Origin of the sequence: Belliella alkalica (assembly GCF_022549785.1) — a bacterium.
GTDB classification, from domain to species: domain Bacteria; phylum Bacteroidota; class Bacteroidia; order Cytophagales; family Cyclobacteriaceae; genus Belliella; species Belliella alkalica.
The window spans coordinates 199327-216676 of record NZ_JAKZGO010000002.1; the positions used below are offsets into that span (position 1 = coordinate 199327).

General features: G+C 35.5%; 10 protein-coding genes. 7 read left to right on the top strand and 3 right to left on the bottom strand.

Annotation, left to right across the window (positions count from 1 at the left end):
* Positions 1-101 precede the first annotated feature (101 nt).
* From uxuA to MM213_RS03075, 5 genes are all read left to right on the top strand, one after another.
* The gene (uxuA, locus tag MM213_RS03055) at positions 102-1271 is read left to right on the top strand and encodes a mannonate dehydratase (RefSeq protein ID WP_241410032.1); all 1170 of its coding nucleotides are present in this window, start codon (positions 102-104) and stop codon (positions 1269-1271) included.
* Between the two features lie 15 nt (positions 1272-1286).
* Entirely contained in the window at positions 1287-2780 is a 1494-nt protein-coding gene (locus MM213_RS03060) for a xylulokinase (protein ID WP_241410033.1), read from the top strand.
* Positions 2781-2986: 206 nt separating this feature from the next.
* Complete coding sequence (gene xylA, locus MM213_RS03065) at positions 2987-4300, top strand: xylose isomerase (protein ID WP_241410034.1); 1314 nt, start codon at positions 2987-2989, stop codon at positions 4298-4300.
* 348 nt (positions 4301-4648) lie between these two features.
* On the top strand, positions 4649-5818 hold the full coding sequence (locus MM213_RS03070; protein WP_241410035.1) for a DUF4934 domain-containing protein: 1170 nt from the start codon (positions 4649-4651) through the stop codon (positions 5816-5818).
* On the top strand, positions 5815-7020 hold the full coding sequence (locus MM213_RS03075) for a DUF4934 domain-containing protein (protein WP_241410036.1): 1206 nt from the start codon (positions 5815-5817) through the stop codon (positions 7018-7020). The genes MM213_RS03070 and MM213_RS03075 overlap by 4 nt, the downstream gene beginning before the upstream one ends.
* A gap of 261 nt (positions 7021-7281) precedes the next feature.
* Here the strand turns inward: MM213_RS03075 and MM213_RS03080 are convergent, their stop codons facing one another.
* Complete coding sequence (locus tag MM213_RS03080) at positions 7282-8376, bottom strand: glycoside hydrolase family 43 protein (protein WP_241410037.1); 1095 nt, start codon at positions 8374-8376, stop codon at positions 7282-7284.
* Between the two features lie 281 nt (positions 8377-8657).
* On the opposite strand from MM213_RS03080, the gene MM213_RS03085 reads away from it, so the two are divergent.
* Both MM213_RS03085 and MM213_RS03090 read left to right on the top strand, forming a co-directional pair.
* Positions 8658-10061 (top strand): OmpA family protein, encoded by a 1404-nt coding sequence (locus MM213_RS03085; protein ID WP_241410038.1) that lies wholly within the window; start codon positions 8658-8660, stop codon positions 10059-10061.
* Between the two features lie 11 nt (positions 10062-10072).
* Positions 10073-10501, top strand: a complete 429-nt coding sequence (locus tag MM213_RS03090; RefSeq protein ID WP_241410039.1) for a lipocalin-like domain-containing protein — start codon at positions 10073-10075, stop codon at positions 10499-10501.
* A 411-nt stretch (positions 10502-10912) separates the two neighbouring features.
* On the opposite strand, the gene MM213_RS03095 is transcribed toward MM213_RS03090, so the two are convergent.
* Positions 10913-13981, bottom strand: coding sequence for a CHAT domain-containing protein (locus MM213_RS03095; protein WP_241410040.1), 3069 nt, complete (start codon positions 13979-13981; stop codon positions 10913-10915).
* A gap of 293 nt (positions 13982-14274) precedes the next feature.
* Positions 14275-17349, bottom strand: a complete 3075-nt coding sequence (locus tag MM213_RS03100) for a CHAT domain-containing protein (protein WP_241410041.1) — start codon at positions 17347-17349, stop codon at positions 14275-14277.
* Between the last annotated feature and the right edge of the window lies 1 nt (position 17350).

Here is a 17350-nt window from a genome sequence, read left to right on the forward strand (position 1 = left end):
CAATCAAATTAGTTTCGTTAAGTACTATTGGTTTTTAGGACAAAGTCAGGCAATATTTAAAAAAGAAGAATTTGTAATAAATAGTTTTGTATTAAACCCAAATGAAAAATAACCTATTGCAAACCTGGAGGTGGTATGGACCCAATGATCCAGTTAGTCTAAGCGATATCAAACAATCAGGTGCTACAGGGGTAGTTTCGGCGCTTCATGATATTCCCCATGGAGACATTTGGCCACTTGATGATATTTTAGAACGAAAAAAAATTATAGAATCGGCTGGCTTAAGTTGGTCGGTAGTGGAATCGGTTCCAGTACATGAAGCAATAAAAACCAATTCTAGGGATACAGCCAGTTATTTGGAAAATTACAGGCAAACACTTAGAAATCTTGCCAAAGCTGGGTTAAGAACAGTTTGCTACAATTTCATGCCTGTATTAGATTGGACAAGGACAGATTTGAGTTTTTCTTTACCAAATGGCGCAAAGGCACTATATCTTGATTGGGCAGATTTAGCGTTTTTTGATATGTACATTCTAAAGAGGGATGGTGCTCGTTTAGACTATACCAAGTCAGTGATATCCATTTTGGAAAATCGACTGGACACCTATTCAGAAGAGAAGAGGAAAGATTTGCAAGATATTATCTGTATGGGCGTACCCACCGAAGGAAGCGTAAGCCTTTCACAATTGAGAAATAGCCTTGAGATTTACAAAGCAATAGGTAAGGATGGATTGAGGAGAAATTTGGTTTTGTTTCTAGAAAGCATAGCCGAAGTCTGTGAATCCAATGGTATCAAAATGACCATTCATCCAGATGATCCTCCTTTTCCGATTTTGGGATTACCAAGAATTGCCTCCAACCATGAAGACTTGTCTTGGATCTTGAATGCAGTTGACAAGCCATTCAATGGTGTATGTTTTTGCACAGGATCCCTTGGGGCTGGTGGTTTTAACGATCTCCCATTGATTTTGAAGGGAATTGGTGAGCGTGTTTATTTTGCACACTTAAGAAATGTCAAAAAAGACCAGTTTGGTAATTTTCATGAATCTGACCATTTAGATGGAGATGTTGATATGTTTGAAGTTATGAAAGAATTGGTGAACATAAATAATACTAGGGAAGTACCAATCCCTTTCAGGCCAGATCATGGGCATCAGATTCTTGACGATCTTCACAAAGAAACCAACCCAGGCTATTCGGCAATCGGAAGGTTAAAGGGCCTAGCTGAGTTGCGTGGTTTGGAAATGGGAATTTCGCTTATGATGGATTAAAAATTAAAAAAAGAAATGAGAAAATTATTGATAGGATATGATATCGGAAGTTCGTCGGTCAAAGCTACACTGCTTGATGCGGACACTGGAAAAGTGGTATCTTCCCAAGGTCTTCCTAAGGTAGAAATGCCCATTCATTCCTTACAGAAGGATTGGGCTGAGCAAGATCCTGAAATGTGGTGGAAATATATCGTGGATACCACGCGAGAGATTGTGAAGGTTGCAAATATCCAAAAAGGTGAAGTTAAGGCTATTGGTATTTCCTATCAAATGCACGGTTTGGTTTTGGTTGACAAGGATCACCAAGTCATCAGACCATCGATCATTTGGTGTGACAGTAGAGCTGTGAGCTATGGAAATGAAGCGTTTGAAGCATTGGGATCAGATTATTGCCTTCCACATTTGCTGAATTCTCCAGGGAATTTTACAGCTTCAAAACTGAAATGGGTTAAGGAAAACGAACCTGAAAATTATTCCAAAATCCATAAAATGATGCTTCCGGGAGATTATGTAGCCATGAAGCTTACTGGAGAAATTCTGACTTCTGAAACAGGGCTTTCAGAAGGAATTTTTTGGGATTTCAAGACAAATGGAGTTTCCCAGAATCTTCTTGAGCACTATGGAATAGATAAGAATCTTCTTCCGGATACTGTCCCTTCATTTTCTTTACAGGGAAAAGTAAATTCTGAAAGTGCAGAATTGCTTGGCCTAGAACCTGGCATACCAATTACCTATCGCGCAGGAGATCAGCCAAACAATGCTTTTTCACTGAATGTGCTGAAAGATGGTGAATTGGCAACTACAGCAGGAACCTCGGGTACTGTGTACGGAGTGGCAGACAAACCTCTTTACGATGCAAAGTCACGTGTCAATACATTTGTTCATGTCAACCATACCAAAGAAAGACCTAGCTATGGTGTCCTTCTTTGTGTCAATGGTACAGGTATTTTGAATTCTTGGGTCAAAAAACTTTTGGGAGGTGAGCATATTACTTATCCTCAAATGAATGATTTGGCTGCTGATTCTCCAATTGGTTCAGAAGGTTTGAGTTTTATACCTTTCGGAAACGGCGTGGAAAGAATCATGGAAAACAAACATGTAGGAGCACATTTATGTGGATTGAATTTGTTGAAACATGATCAAAAGCATATTCTACGAGCCACCCAAGAGGGAATAGTATCTGCCTTGACTTATGGTTTCAACATTATGAAAGACATGGGCCTCAACCTGAATACAGTCAAAGCAGGCCATGCAAACATGTTTTTAAGCCCATTGTTTAGGGAAACATTTATCCATATGAACGAAGTATCATTGGAGCTTTACGATACTGATGGATCCCAAGGGGCTGCAAGAGGAGCGGGTATTGGAATAGGGATATATGCCAATGAAGGAGACGCTTTTATTGGCCTCGAAAAAATCGCTTCTCTAGAACCAAGTCCAAGTAAATTAGAAATGTACAAGGAAGTCTATGCAAATTGGCTTGTCAACCTTGAAAACCATTTAAAATAATATGATTATCTGAGACTTTTCCACTAGCCAAACAAAGTTTCTCCATCAACGGGTTTTCATTTCTGTTGACTGTCGTCCGTTGACACTTGTGCGCCGTGGCGTAGTTGACGATTATCCGCAACATGATGGTTTGCTTACTTCATTAATGGTAAAGTAGCGGATAATCAAATAAAATAAATCTCAAACAAAAGTAAACCTATAATATTATGTCAAAAACCTATTTCCCAAACATCGACAAGATCCAGTTTGAGGGCAGAGAGTCCAGTAATCCTTTTGCATTTAAATTCTATGATGAAAATAGAGTTGTTGCAGGAAAATCAATGAAAGAGCATTTTAAATTCGCCATCGCTTACTGGCATTCATTCTGTGGCACTGGAGGGGATCCATTCGGTCCAGGTACAATTACTCATCCATGGGATGCAAGCGAAGATGCAGTACAGCGTGCAAAGGATAAAATGGATGCAGCTTTTGAATTTTTCGTAAAAATCGGTGCGCCTTATTACTGTTTCCATGATGTGGATTTGATTGACGAAGGTGCTTCTATCGAAGAATATGAGGAGCGCATGAGGATCATCACAGATTATGCTTTGGAAAAGCAAAAGGAAACTGGGGTGAAATTACTTTGGGGTACAGCTAATGTATTTTCTAACCCAAGATATATGAATGGCGCTTCTACCAATCCTGACTTTGACGTATTGGCTTGGGCTGGTACCCAAGTGAAAAATGCAATCGATGCCACTATCAAACTTGGTGGAGAAAATTATGTTTTCTGGGGTGGAAGAGAAGGTTATATGTCTTTGTTGAATACAGACATGAAGCGTGAGACATCTCACCTTGCGCAGTTCTTGACCATGGCTAGAGATTATGCTAGATCAAAAGGTTTCAAAGGCAATTTCTTGATCGAGCCAAAGCCTATGGAACCAACAAAACATCAGTATGATTATGATGCAGCCACGGTTGTTGGTTTCTTGAGACATCATGGTTTGGACAAGGATTTCAAGTTGAATTTGGAAGTAAACCATGCTACTTTGGCTGGACATACTTTCCAGCATGAATTGCAGGTAGCTGTAGATTCAGGGATGTTGGGTAGTATAGATGCAAACAGAGGTGATTATCAGAATGGTTGGGATACCGATCAGTTTGCTATCAACTTGCAGGAGTTGACTGAGTCTATGTTGGTGATTCTCGAAGGAGGAGGAATCGATGGAGGAGGAGTGAACTTCGATGCGAAGATCAGAAGAAACTCTACAGATATGGAAGATTTGTTCCATGCACACATTGGAAGTATGGATGCATTTGCAAGATCATTGATTATTGCAGATGAAATTATCCAAAAATCTGATTACAAGTCTTTGAGAAAAGAAAGATATGCTTCTTTTGATGCTGGAAAAGGTAGTGAATTCGAAAATGGCAAACTTACCCTTGAAGACCTTAGAACACATGCACTTGCTGTTGGTGAACCTAAGAAAACAAGTGGAAAGCAAGAGAGATATGAGAATATCTTGAATCAGTTTATATAGAAACCTATTTCACCTATAATAAATCTTGCTATAATGTCTCAGTTATGTCGACTTCAAGATGGAAAAACAAAGATGTATGCATATACTTCAAGTATGTCCAATCAAGAAGTTGGTATAACTGAGACTAGCTTAAATTTTAATGTTTTGCATTTTGATAAGCATAGAAAATCAACTATAACAACCATGAGTTTTTAATTATTGATAAAATGCAGGGATAAGCAACTGGATTAATCATACAAAATAATATGTTCAATCAATAATTGGCGTTTTTTATTAACTTCTTGAATTATTTTTTATTTACACAACAACCTTATTTATTGGTTATGTGAAGGTATTTAGATTGTCAGTATGTCAAAGTATGTAACAAATATATTGATCGCTATACTCGTTATTTCTTGTAATTCTACAGAGATAACTGAAAGTATGGTGGAGACAAAAACCTTTGTTCTGGATCCGACGGAGAATAATAAAATACCAATATCAGAAGTCATTGAAGAAGTCATTTTTTTGCCATTGGAAACTACAAATGAATCACTAATTGGGGATATCCATAGTATAAAATACTTTAACAATAAATATTTTATACAGGATAGGGATAAGGTTCTTTGCTTTAATGCTGATGGGACATTTCTTTCAAAATTGGGAAGTTTTGGCTCTGGTCCTGACCAATATTCGAGCTGTGATCAATTTGTAATTGACGAAATTAATGGTTATTTAATGATTAATAATCAAAGAACAGGGATGGAATTGTTAATGTATGATTCAACTTTGCAGTTCTTGTCAAAAAGAAAATACTATGAGCATACAGAATCAATTTTACCAATTGATGGTAAAGGATTTTGCTTCTATTTTGGTAATAAATTTTTTGAATCCCATAAACATTATGTAAAAACGTTAGATAATGATTTAAATTTTAAGGACAATTTTATAGAGAAGAGTTTTACGATAGATCATTCAATTACATCACCTTTTCACGGTAGCTATTCTTATCAGAACAAAGCATATGTATATCCGATGTTTGAAAATGTCATCTATGAAATTGATATGGAAGGCTATATTCCTAAGTATCGTTTTGATTTTGGAAATTATACAATCACGGAAGAATTTCTTAAAAGTATTGAGAGATTGTCTTCAAGAGACCAAATGTTTGCCTTAAAGGAATCTAAATATGTTTACAATATTGATCGTGTTTTTGAATCAGATAGATGGATTTATTTTCAATATTACAGTGGGACTGAAGGTATGCATACAGTTTTGTTTAATAAGGAATTAGATAAAATTTATGATACTCGTGGCTTTACGCATATGCCAGATTTTGGTATGATGAGTCTAATGTATGGCATGGACGGTGACGACATATATTATACCTTAGATCCAAATCTATTGCATGGAACTTCTGAGGAGGCTGTTAATTTTCAGAAGTTTATATTATCCAAGAATGAAGCAATAAGAAAACTGAAGGACAAAACCGAAAATGGTGACAATCCCATTCTTGTAATAGGAAAATTAAAAAAATGAATACTAATAGGAATAGAAATTTGCTTTTGGTATGTATGATAACTCTATGTATGTCATGTGGAAAGCAATCTGGTAATGATGCTATATCTATTGAAAATATTGAGCAGCTGACTTTTGAGAAAGTTGATCTTGTTACAACTTCAATGTTTGCACAAGAAATCAGCTATATTCCTCTCGAACTTAGGGGGGATAATCTAATTGGTGAAATCTTTAAAATCATTTACTCTGATTCGACTTTTTTAATAGGAGATAAATCGAAATCTCGGGTGTATGGTTTCGATTCAAGTGGCAAGTGGGAATTTTCCATTGATGCCAAGGGGCAAGGACCGGGTGAATACAACGAACTTTCTGATTTTTATGTTAGTGAGGGAAATGAAATCCATATTTTCTGCAGAAGCTTACAGAAGATTCTGGTTTATGATTTTGACGGAAATTTCATTGATGAAGTATTCATTCGGCACTATGTAAATGCGATACATCACGAGAGTGACAATAAATTTATCACATATTCCTCAGTTTCAGATTATATTAATACTGACTATAGACCAGCAGGTATATCAGCACTTTCAATCACTAATGAATCCATACACAACAAAAACTTGATATCTTTTGGTGGTGATCACGCTTATAGCTCAAAAAGGCAATATTCGTTTTTCTCAAAAAGCCAGAATGAACTTTTTATTCTCTCCCCTAGCGATACGATATTTTCCTATAATTCGGGAATAGGTTTAGAAGCGAAATATGTACTTGATTTTGAGGATATAAAAGTGCCTGAAAGGTTGAAAACATTGCCAAATACGGTTGAAAACCATCAAATAATCAATGAGTCCGGTGCGGTAAGGTTGAAGGACTACTTTGTCAAATCAAGGCAATTTATCTCATTTGAGTTTTTGTTAGACGAATATGTATATTGGAGTTTTAGAAATAATGATAGTACGAAGATGATCTATTCATATCTATTGAGCGATGATATAAACAATTTCCCATATAGCGCACCAAAAGCAATAAAAGATGATGATGAACTTATATCTATAATCACGCAGGATCAATGGAAGTCTTTGTTGGATGCATTTATTGAATACAAGAAAGTAATGATAGAGAATAGAGGAGAGGAATATTTTGAATCTAATATGAATGTACTCACCGAAATGATAAAAAATGAACAACCAGTTTTGGCTATAGCAAAGTTAAAAAGCAATTGATCGATTGATAGAATCTGTGTTGGTTTTCAGAAATTTGCTGGATGACGTAATCAGAAGACAATCTAATAAAAAGCCCCTCCAGTTAATTTGGAAGGGCTTTTTGTTTCGTGAATGATTAGTCAGTTTTAGAATTTATCTGAAAACAGACATGTATTTTCATATTTTTTAAAAATGCATCTATACGATCATCTCATAATCAATAACTGATTTTCTATACAGCAAATGATAGTATTGACAATTGGCAGATTTTATGAAAATCATTTACTTCAATATCGGCTCAATCATTTCGATAGTCCCATCTGCATTGTGGGTCATTTCCGTCATTTTTAAATTTCTCAAATGTGTTTCACCTGAAAGCTCGGTATCATGGTAAAAGATGTACCATTTTCCATCTACTTCTACTATAGAGTGATGATTTGTCCATCCTTGAACAGGTTTTAAGATCACTCCTTGGTAAGTAAATGGTCCATATGGAGATTCACCGATAGCATAAGCTATATTATGTGTGTCGCCGGTAGAGTAGGAGAAGTAGTATTTGTCGTTGTATTTGTGAACCCAAGCTGCTTCAAAGAATCTTCTTTCATGGTCTCCAGCCAAAATCGGTGATCCATCTTTGTCAAGGATCTTTATTTCTTTTGGCGCTTCCCCAAATTCGAGCATATCATTGCTAAGTTTGGCAATCATCGGGCTGATAGCTGGTTCATCATCGGCAGGTTCGTCGTCATAAGGAGAGTCTCCAGTAGATAGGTATTCGCCTGTTCTCCACTTTTGTAGCTGTCCACCCCAGATTCCACCCCAATAAATATAGTATTCATTTCCATCTTGAAATACAGCAGGGTCAATGCTGAAAGAACCTTTCATTGGTTCTGGCTGTGCCTCAAAAGGGCCCTCAGGCTTGTCGCTCACAGCCACGCCAAGTCTAAAAATATCATCATGGTCTTTTGCTGGAAAGTAAAGATAAAATTTACCGTCTTTTTCAGCTGCATCAGGAGCCCACATTTGTCTTTTGGCCCAAGGAACATCATCTACATCTAATGCGACACCATGGTCTTTAGGTTCTGAATCTATCGACTCCATACTGAAGACATGGTAATCCCTCATATTAAAATGTGCTCCTGAGTCATCTTCTTCCACTACAGATTCTACATCATGTGAAGGGTAAATGTATATTTTGCCATTGAAAACATGCGCAGATGGGTCTGCTGTATAGATATGGCTTATCAATGGCTTAGAAAGAAACTTACTTTCGGCTTCTACCACTGTTTCTGAATCTTCCTTTTTATCTTGGTTTCCACATGATGAAAATAGCAAGACAGCTGAAAGAGCCAAAATACTTTTTGATGATTTTAGGTTCATAGGTTATTTGATTTTTTTAAATAAGATTTTTCAAAAATCTAAAATATGACAAATGAAATCGGTTTCAAAATTTAAATTTACAATTTTGTTGTTATATTTTTTGAATATGGTATTCTATATTCAAATGGTTGATAGGTTCTACACTGAAGCGTATAATGAGACACTTTCATAGTTGAGTTTTAACTTTTTTTAAACTTTTTGTTTACTATTTCCTACCGCTTAGGACTAAATAGAAATAGGTCGTAGACCTAGCTATCACTTATCTTTAAATTTCAACCATTATGAAAATTTTACTCAGAGTTTTTTTTCTCATATCATTAATTGGAATATGTGAAAATACAAATGCTCAAATCAAAGAAAGGGTCAAAGAGCGGGCAAAGGAAAGTACAGCCAACAAAGCAGAAAGGACAGTTGATCAGTCTATTGAAGAGGCTGCCGATGGTGTGATCAACGGTGTGAAATCATTGTTCAAGAAAAAGCCTAAAAAGGGAAAGGATTCCTCAGATAGTGACAATGGTAATTCTGATATGGAAGGCTGGGATGATGATTATAATGACGGAAATCAAATGATTAGTCACCAAGAGAATGAAGCTTCCAATAATGTGAAAAAGCCATTGAGCAGATATTCCAAGTTTTCATTTGTCCAAGGGGAGGAAATTATAGCTTTTGATGATTTCCAACAAGATAGGGTTGGTGATTTGCCTGCATCTTGGATCACTACAGGATCTGCAGAAATCGTGAATTTTGATGATATAGATGGGAATTGGGTTTGGTTTAACAAAACCAAGGGGAATTTTATTCCTGAGTACTTGAATGATTTCCCAGAGAACTTTACTTTGGAGTTTGACTTGATGTTTGATTTTGCTTTTGGCAAATATAGCAACAGCCGAAAATTGGTTTTGGTATTGTCGGATATTGTGAACCCAGAATCAAAGCTTGACTGGGATGGGGGAGGTGAATATTTTACCCTTCAAAAATTATCAAATAACTACTTGGGTATCGAATTTTCAGGATTAGGGCACGATGGTGGTCCTTTTATTACTGCAAGAAAAGCTGTTCACACAGAGAAGGGTTTAAATTTCCGAAATGATTTTAATGCAAAACACTTGATCAATGAGGAGGGAGCAAACCAACCTTTGCACATTTCTATATCTCGCATGGGAAGGCGTGTCCAGGTTTTTGCCAACGAAGAAAAGGTACTAGACCTGACAGCCGCATTCCAGAAGGATGTTAAGTTGACCAGTGGCAGATTTTTTGTCAATAACAATACTGATGATGATAATTATTACCTCAGCAATATTAGGTATGCTGTTGGACAGCCTGATACCAGAAACAAACTTTTGGAGAGTGGGACATACTCTACTTCAGCCATTACTTTTTCCTCCGGATCTGCTGAACTCAATCCAGAATCGTATGGGATTTTGAAAGAAATAGCTGATGCTTTGAAATCACAGAGCAACAAATCAGTACAAATCATTGGACACACGGATAGCGATGGTAATATGGAACTCAACCAAAGACTTTCGGAGCAAAGGGCTTTGGCCGTAAAAGTGGCATTACAAAATGAATTTGGAGTTCAAAATGCTATAGATACCAATGGAAAAGGACAATCATCACCAGTAGCAGAGAATAATACACCAACTGGAAAAGCGAAAAATAGAAGAGTAGAATTTATACTTAACTAAAAATGGTAACCATGAAAAATTATTTATTTTTATTATCAGTTTTAACGTTGCTCACTGCATTGCTGAGCAGCTGTGGCAAGGAAAATGAAGAACCGGAGGTCAACTTTTCTACTTTGGTAATTGGGAAATGGTATACGATCCAAGATTTTGATAGAAATGGGGTAGAGATCGAGCAGGATGACTGCGAGAAGCGTTCTACGATTGAGTTTACCACTTCCATGCAATATATCGTGACACCAGTAGGTACTTACTATGATAATAATGATCAGCCATTTTGTGCCCCAACTACAGATACTCCGTTTATGCTTACTTATTCTATTGTAGGCAACAAACTAACCAACGACTTTGGTGAGGGTACTATCGAGAGGATTTCCAATGATAGGATAAGGTTGAGATCAACAGATCCATTCAGTCATTTGGTTTTGGAAAGGGTAAAATAGCTTTTATGATTATCCGCAATCATACCACTGATCAATTAAACGATTGTTTTTTGGCAAACTGATACTAATAGATATTTGATATTTATTGATATTGGTTCGAAAATACAGGTTAATTCAATTATTTAGATTCTACTAGTATGAAAACGAATATACATAATAGCTTTTAATGATTCATCCACTTTTACTCAGCCCCAAATTAATTTGGGGCTGATTTTTTATGCTATAATCTTCAATTAAAGTATAGATAGACTTTGTAGAAAAAAATACTTGGGACTAGTAGGCACAGAAATATTTAGGATTGAATAGTACAGAATTACCTGCTGCGATATACACGTTGCAATCCAGATTTCTTATGCTAGATCAAAGAAAGAGCCTCTTTTTACCCATAAATGTGTAGTTGCAATCATGAACTTAGCGCATTTTTGCAACATGACCTACTCTAAATCTTCTGGTGAGAAAATAGATAGCTACCAAAGTTGCAATGCCTAGGAAGAAATAGAAAAAGTAATTTGGTTTGTCGCTTTCTACATCGCCAAGATAAACAAATCCTGCCCAGTAATATGGATGTGCTGTATTTTCGTCAGCTTGTTGTAAATAGTCCAGTTTTGCATTTCTTATGGCCTCGCTATAGCTTTCACCATCATAAACTTTGTCATAAAAGGAAGTCATCAGTTTGCTGGTAGATTGGTCGGATACTGCCCAAAGGCTCATGAGTACATTTGGGACATTGGCATACATAAAACCTCTAGCCAAGCTGATGACACCTTCTCCCTGCTGGTGTTCTCCAAAGCCGGAATTGCATGCAGATAATGTGACAAGATCAGCATTGAGGTCCATTTCATAGAGCTCATGTGTGTAAAGAATTCCGTCTTCCTTGTCATCAGCTGATAATAGCAGACTGGAAAATAATGGATTATTGTTATCAATATGACTATGCGTTGCAAAATGCAGGATTTTGGAGTTTTTGCCTTCATTTTTAAGATAGCTTTCTTTAGCTTCATTGCCATAATACCCTTTTCCAGAAAATTTCTTACTCAAAGAAGCTACCTCTTTTTCACTAAAAGGTAATGCAGTATATGAAGTCAAATCAAAATTATTGCTTCGCTCTGTTTGGGCTATAAAAAGTGGTTTACCCAACTCTTGGTAAGGAGCAAAACCTAAGAAATCCATCTCTTTTTTCTTTAAGGACACTCTTTCGAAATTAATTAAAGAGCTAGCATATTGATACGTAATGGTATGGTTTTTCAATAAATAATTGAATTTTTCAAAAGCATTAGTTTCAGCAATTGGATTTTCAATTAAAATTTCAAAATTGATATGATTGAGTACACCATCAGGAATGATAATTATATGTTTAGAAGGCTCTACTTTTAGTACAGGCTCTATCAATTTCTGATACAAGTAATACGCTGAGGCTTGAAAATTTTTTGAATTTGGATTTTTGGAATCGTTTATGAACTTGTTGAGGTTATAGGTTAAGTTTTCATCTTTATCGATCTTCAATAGACCTTCTTTTTTACCTTTGAGGTAAATCAGTAAAAAATTAGCTTCAAATTCGATATATTGAACAACGAGCTTCTTGGATTCTCTCAATGATTTTGTCTGTTTAGTATCAAAGATACTTTCATTTGTAAAGTTTTGCCCGCCATACTGAAGGCTGTAATAGTTTGGGTAATTTGTTTTATAACTTGCCAATAGTTGATTCATTTCCTCTTTCTTTTTGACGATTAACTGAAGCGTAGAATCGTTTGAATCAGACTGTATTGCCTTAGTAAAGCTGTCCCTATAAATTTGCTGTTCAAGTAGATTAATTTCTGTTTTTAATTCAAGTTCCTTGGCTTGAAGTTCCGATGGAATTAAGCTTTGAGAAGCATTGGATTTTTGATTTAAGTGATGTTTTAAGTTTGAGGACTTATTTAAGTCAGAAAGTAAATAAGCTTTTTCCCAATAAATTTTATCATTGGTTTTTCTGTATAATGCTGTTGCTAGCTGAATGGCTTCAGCAAAATAGATGCTTTTTTGCTGTCCATACTGAGATTTGGATCGGATGTTAAAAATTGCGTTTTTACTTTTGTTCAACAATAAGATTCCAATAACATAAGCGTCCAATGATGAATTAAGCAAAGATGTATCATCAGTTAGTTCAGCTATTTTTTTAGTGATTTCACCTTTTTTTATAAAAAAGAATGCTGATTGATAACTGTCAGGTATAAGATCAAGAGGAGGATTGTCAACAATACCATTTTTCCAAGAGTAGGAAGGGATATAGCTTTTCAATGCTTGCAGTAATTTATTTTCTGCCAATTTTATTTCCTTGAGTTTTAGCTGAAATTCTGCATCTTCAAATAGATATTCTATATAATCATAGGTTTTTAATTGATTTGTTCGCTTGTAAAGTTTATCTATTTGATTAAAATAATTGGAAGCAGAATCTTTTTGGCCAATGTTAGAACTTAGTCGAGCCAAGATAGTAAGCATAGAGGGCATATCATCATTCACGTCTCCGTGAAGCATGGTTTTCAAAGCTACTGCTTGTTTGTAAAAATTTAAGCTTTGGGAAAGATTACCTTTTTTTTCTTCTATATCTCCTAAAATCAGATAGAAATAAATCATGTAGAAATGATCTTTATTGATTTTATAGAGCATTTCATATCCTCTTTTAGCATATTTTGATGCATTTTCAAGATCTTCTGGAAACTCATTTTTGTAGGTATATACATAGGCGTAGTAAAGCGAAGTAATAATTACTTCTCCAGGTTGATCTTGCATATTCATATTGACAAGATTTATTTCACTTTTCCTAAGACTTTCTAGGGCCTCTTGAAACTGCCCCATGTTCATTTTGGGCATAGCTTGATTTAAGTAAGCATTTTTTGCTAACTGACTTGCAGTATCGAGGCCAGATCTCTTCAGTACTGTTAGGCAACTATCATAATAGCGAAGTGATTGCTCGTTTTCTTTTAAATTATTGAGTAAAACTGCAAAATTATTATAGGCTCTTGCTAAACCCAATGTGTCATTTTTTCTCAAATAATCTAATTGTTCCTCATAGATTTCCTTACTGCTAATATATTGACCCGCATCGTTCAAAAATGCGGCATAGCGATTATAAAAAATATTAATAATGTCCTTATTGGTCGTTTTTTTTGGTCGAATTACCTCTACGATCCCTTTTTTTAAATAATATAGTGCGCTATCAGAATTGTTTTCTAGATAATATGATGAGGATAAGAGTGACAAGCATTCCAGTTTTTCATCAAAATTCTGATTTTTATCAAAGAAATTTTCCAGTTTCACCAATGCGTTTCTATTGCTGATCTCACTGCCGTATTTTGATTTGGTATGTGCTTTTATTGTGTCAAGCTTCGCTTTGTTTGAAAAATAAACATCACTATTCTTTGAAGAATTTTGCGCAAACGAATGCGTATTTAGGATAAACAATAATACCGAGATTACAATTGTGGTAGATTTATAAATCATTATGATGATGATTTTGGTCAAACATAATTTAAGTAAAGTCAATTTTTTAAGTAGAAAGGACAGAGGGATAAGCGTGTTATTTAATCCAAGAAAAAATGTTTTGGTGTAATTTAAATCTTGGATGTTTGTTTGGGCGATGTTCCTATTTGTCTCTATGACTCAAGTATCAATATAGGTACTTCCAATATCCTAATGTCCCAAAGACCGATTTTCTAATGCATCTCTCTTCTGGTTTTTTTCATTTGTGTTTCAACTGCCATATCCAAGGTGCCTTGAATCCTTGTGCTTAAAGTCTAAATTTTCGTTGCCTTCATGAAGAATCTCCTGTACGCGAAGATAAATGCGATAATCAACAGTACTGCAATAAAGGAATAGCGTAAATAGTTAGATTTTTCTGCTTCTACATCGCCTACATATATAAATGCAGCCCAATAATAAGGATGAGCAGTATTTTCATCTGCTTGAACCAAGTAGTCCAATTTGGCTTCTCTAATTGCTGCTTCATAAGGTTCTCCTTTCTTTATTTTTTCATAAAATCCAGTCATAAGCTTTTTGGTCGATAGATCTGGGATAGCCCAAAGGCTCATCAATAGATTTGAAACATTTGCGTACATAAATGCTCTGCCTATACTGATGATTCCTTCACCTTTTTGATATTCACCTGTGCCTGAATTACACGCTGACAAGATCACTAGATTAGCATTTAACTTGAGATTAAATAATTCATAGCTGTGTAAATAGCCATCATCAAGTTCATTTTCCATCAAAACAAGACTGGAAAGTAAGGGGTTACTGTTGTTGATTTGGCTATGGGTAGCCAAATGGATTATATCAGCCGCAGAAGCATATTCTTTGAACTTACTTTCTTGTGCATCTGAGGCTAACAAAATGGTAGAATTGAACCCAACTGAAATTTCATTGACTTCAGCTGCATTATTTGGCAATGAAGCGAATGATTCACGCGTTATCTCAGTTGATTTCCCATTGGTATTTTCTGAAATACCAGCATATGAAGGTGCAATCCCCAGGAAATTCACTTTTTTTCCTGATTTTGTAGGACTCTTTGTATTCTTTAAGAGAAAGGCAGAATAATGATAAGATATTTGATGTTTTTTGATTAAATATGGAAGGTTTTTGAGGTTTTGTTCTGTCATTGGCGGTTCGCTGATCAATACTTCAAAAGGTATAAGAGCCAATTCACCATCAGGAATTATGATGATTTTTTCTACATCAATATTCTTCAAAACGGGGTCTAAAAGGGTAGAGTATATCCTAAAACTGGGGCTAATAAAATCATTGTTTTTTTCTTTTATGGAAACCAAAAGTATTTCTATATCACTTTTTAGTTGAGATGTTTTTGGGATTTTCAAATAGTTGGTTTTTCCTCTATGGGTATAAAAGGCATAATACTCCGTTCCGAAATCTTGAAATTGAATGAGCAGATGATTTGAATTACTTACGCTCAAAGGTAATTTGGCTGGGATCAACTCATTTTCTGTATCATAAATATTTCCATATTTAAGTGAGTAGTAATTGGGGTGATCTTTTTTATATGTTGAAATTAATGACTCCAAATCTGATTTTGTTTGGAAATAGGCTTCATTACTTTTATCAACTAAATAGAATTCTTCGGGAAGCTTATCTTCATTTGGCTCGGGCTGTCCATATCCTACAACTTCAAATTCCAACAATTTCGAGCGAAGTGAGTATTCCAGCTCCAACAAATCTTCAGGAACTCCTGTAACATCAAGTTTTGCAGTGTAAAAAGCTTCTCTTATAGCCAAAGTTTTTGAGAAATCAGACAAAAGTATGCTTTTGTCAAGATACTTGTTATCACCACTGATGTCAAAAAGTTGATTACTGATCAAAATGGTTTCTTGAACTAAGTCATAATTTGAAGAGTAAATGTTTGACTTGGATCGAAGTCCATATATGCCTTTTTTGGTTTTCAAAGATTGCCTGATAGAAAGTAAATAGGATTCCAAGGCTCCTTCAAGATATTTCTTGTCATTATTCAAAGAATATAGCTTGGCAAGAACCCTCCCTTTTCTTGAGAAAAAATCTATTAGAAAATCCTTGCCTGATAATTCTTGAAAAGGTGGGTTATACAAAACTGGTTTTCCTTCTATCCCTAAAAATGCTTTTGTTGCTTTTTGGATTTGAGCTTCTGCGCCTTTGGGATTGTTTTTTTTCAATTCAAATTCAGCTTGGTCAAATAGCAATAGACCATAGGAATCCCGAATAATGTTGTTAGGCTTTTCAAATTGTCTGATGGCTTTATCCCTGTAATCTTGCTCCAGAGTTTGATTTCCAAGTGCTTTATAGATTTTGGAATATTTCAAATAGGTATCTGCCAGATTTGGTCTGTCTTCTCCATATGCCTCAAGTTGAAATTTTTCAGCTTTTTTTGTAAAATACAAGGCAGAATCATAATTGCCTACCACAAAATATGCACTTGTAAATTCGTTATAGTATTCCAAAAGTTTGGGATCGAGGGGGTACTCTTTCTGGAATTGGTCATAGTTCCTTTTTAGATATTGAAGGGCAATCTGACCATCTCCCTGATCTTTCTTTCTACTCGAATACACATTGGCAAAAATCAAATCCAATGGGAACCTGTCCATAATATGGCTATATTGGTCAGGAATATTGTTTCTTATTGTTTCAGATTGCTTAAGGTGTTCAATAGCCTGATCATGGATTCCCAAGATGCTATATATCAATGCGATGTTGGAGTGGACCATCTCACCAAGCATGGAATTCATTTCAACTTTGTCCTTTCTTAGAATTACCAGACAGCTATCATAGTATCTCAGTGATTGTTCATTGTCGTTGATACTTTTATAGACAGTGGCGACATTGTTATAAGTCTTGGCTATATACTCGTTGTTTTGGTTGTCAAGGTTGTTCGATTTCAAAAAATTGAGAGATTTTAAGAAATATTCAGCTGACTTGTTGTACTCATTTTTTCCTGCCAACATAGCTGCATAGGTACTTCGCACCATATTCACCAGCCGCATGTTTGTAGAAGTATTGTTGTCTAATACATCATTAGCTTTTGAATGGTAAAAATCAGCAGAATCCAACTTGTTTTGCCTGTGAAAGCTCGTGCCATGCAAGGTGAAAGTATATGCTAGTCGGTCGGTTGCATTTACTTTACCAAAATAATCTGCCAAGGAATTGAGAATTTCTCGTCCTTCCTCCATTTTAATTTCCTGTCTCGCGAGCTGTACAGCCGTTGCGTCCAACAAATCTGATTTTTGCCAGTACAGCGTGCTATCTATGGAAGCATTTTGCTGAGCGTTTGCATCTTGATTTATCATATCAAGAAGAAAAATCAAAGAAATAAAAGCTAAAACTCTAATCATG

Excerpts from the sequence above, each read along its gene's own strand:
- MM213_RS03060 (WP_241410033.1), top strand. The coding sequence starts at position 1,287 with ATGAGAAAATTATTGATAGGATATGATATCGGAAGTTCGTCGGTCAAA.
- MM213_RS03095 (WP_241410040.1), bottom strand. The coding sequence starts at position 13,981 with ATGATTTATAAATCTACCACAATTGTAATCTCGGTATTATTGTTTATC.
- xylA (WP_241410034.1), top strand. The coding sequence starts at position 2,987 with ATGTCAAAAACCTATTTCCCAAACATCGACAAGATCCAGTTTGAGGGC.
- MM213_RS03075 (WP_241410036.1), top strand. The coding sequence starts at position 5,815 with ATGAATACTAATAGGAATAGAAATTTGCTTTTGGTATGTATGATAACT.
- MM213_RS03085 (WP_241410038.1), top strand. The coding sequence starts at position 8,658 with ATGAAAATTTTACTCAGAGTTTTTTTTCTCATATCATTAATTGGAATA.
- MM213_RS03090 (WP_241410039.1), top strand. The coding sequence starts at position 10,073 with ATGAAAAATTATTTATTTTTATTATCAGTTTTAACGTTGCTCACTGCA.
- MM213_RS03080 (WP_241410037.1), bottom strand. The coding sequence starts at position 8,376 with ATGAACCTAAAATCATCAAAAAGTATTTTGGCTCTTTCAGCTGTCTTG.
- MM213_RS03070 (WP_241410035.1), top strand. The coding sequence starts at position 4,649 with ATGTCAAAGTATGTAACAAATATATTGATCGCTATACTCGTTATTTCT.
- uxuA (WP_241410032.1), top strand. The coding sequence starts at position 102 with ATGAAAAATAACCTATTGCAAACCTGGAGGTGGTATGGACCCAATGAT.
- MM213_RS03100 (WP_241410041.1), bottom strand. The coding sequence starts at position 17,349 with ATGATTAGAGTTTTAGCTTTTATTTCTTTGATTTTTCTTCTTGATATG.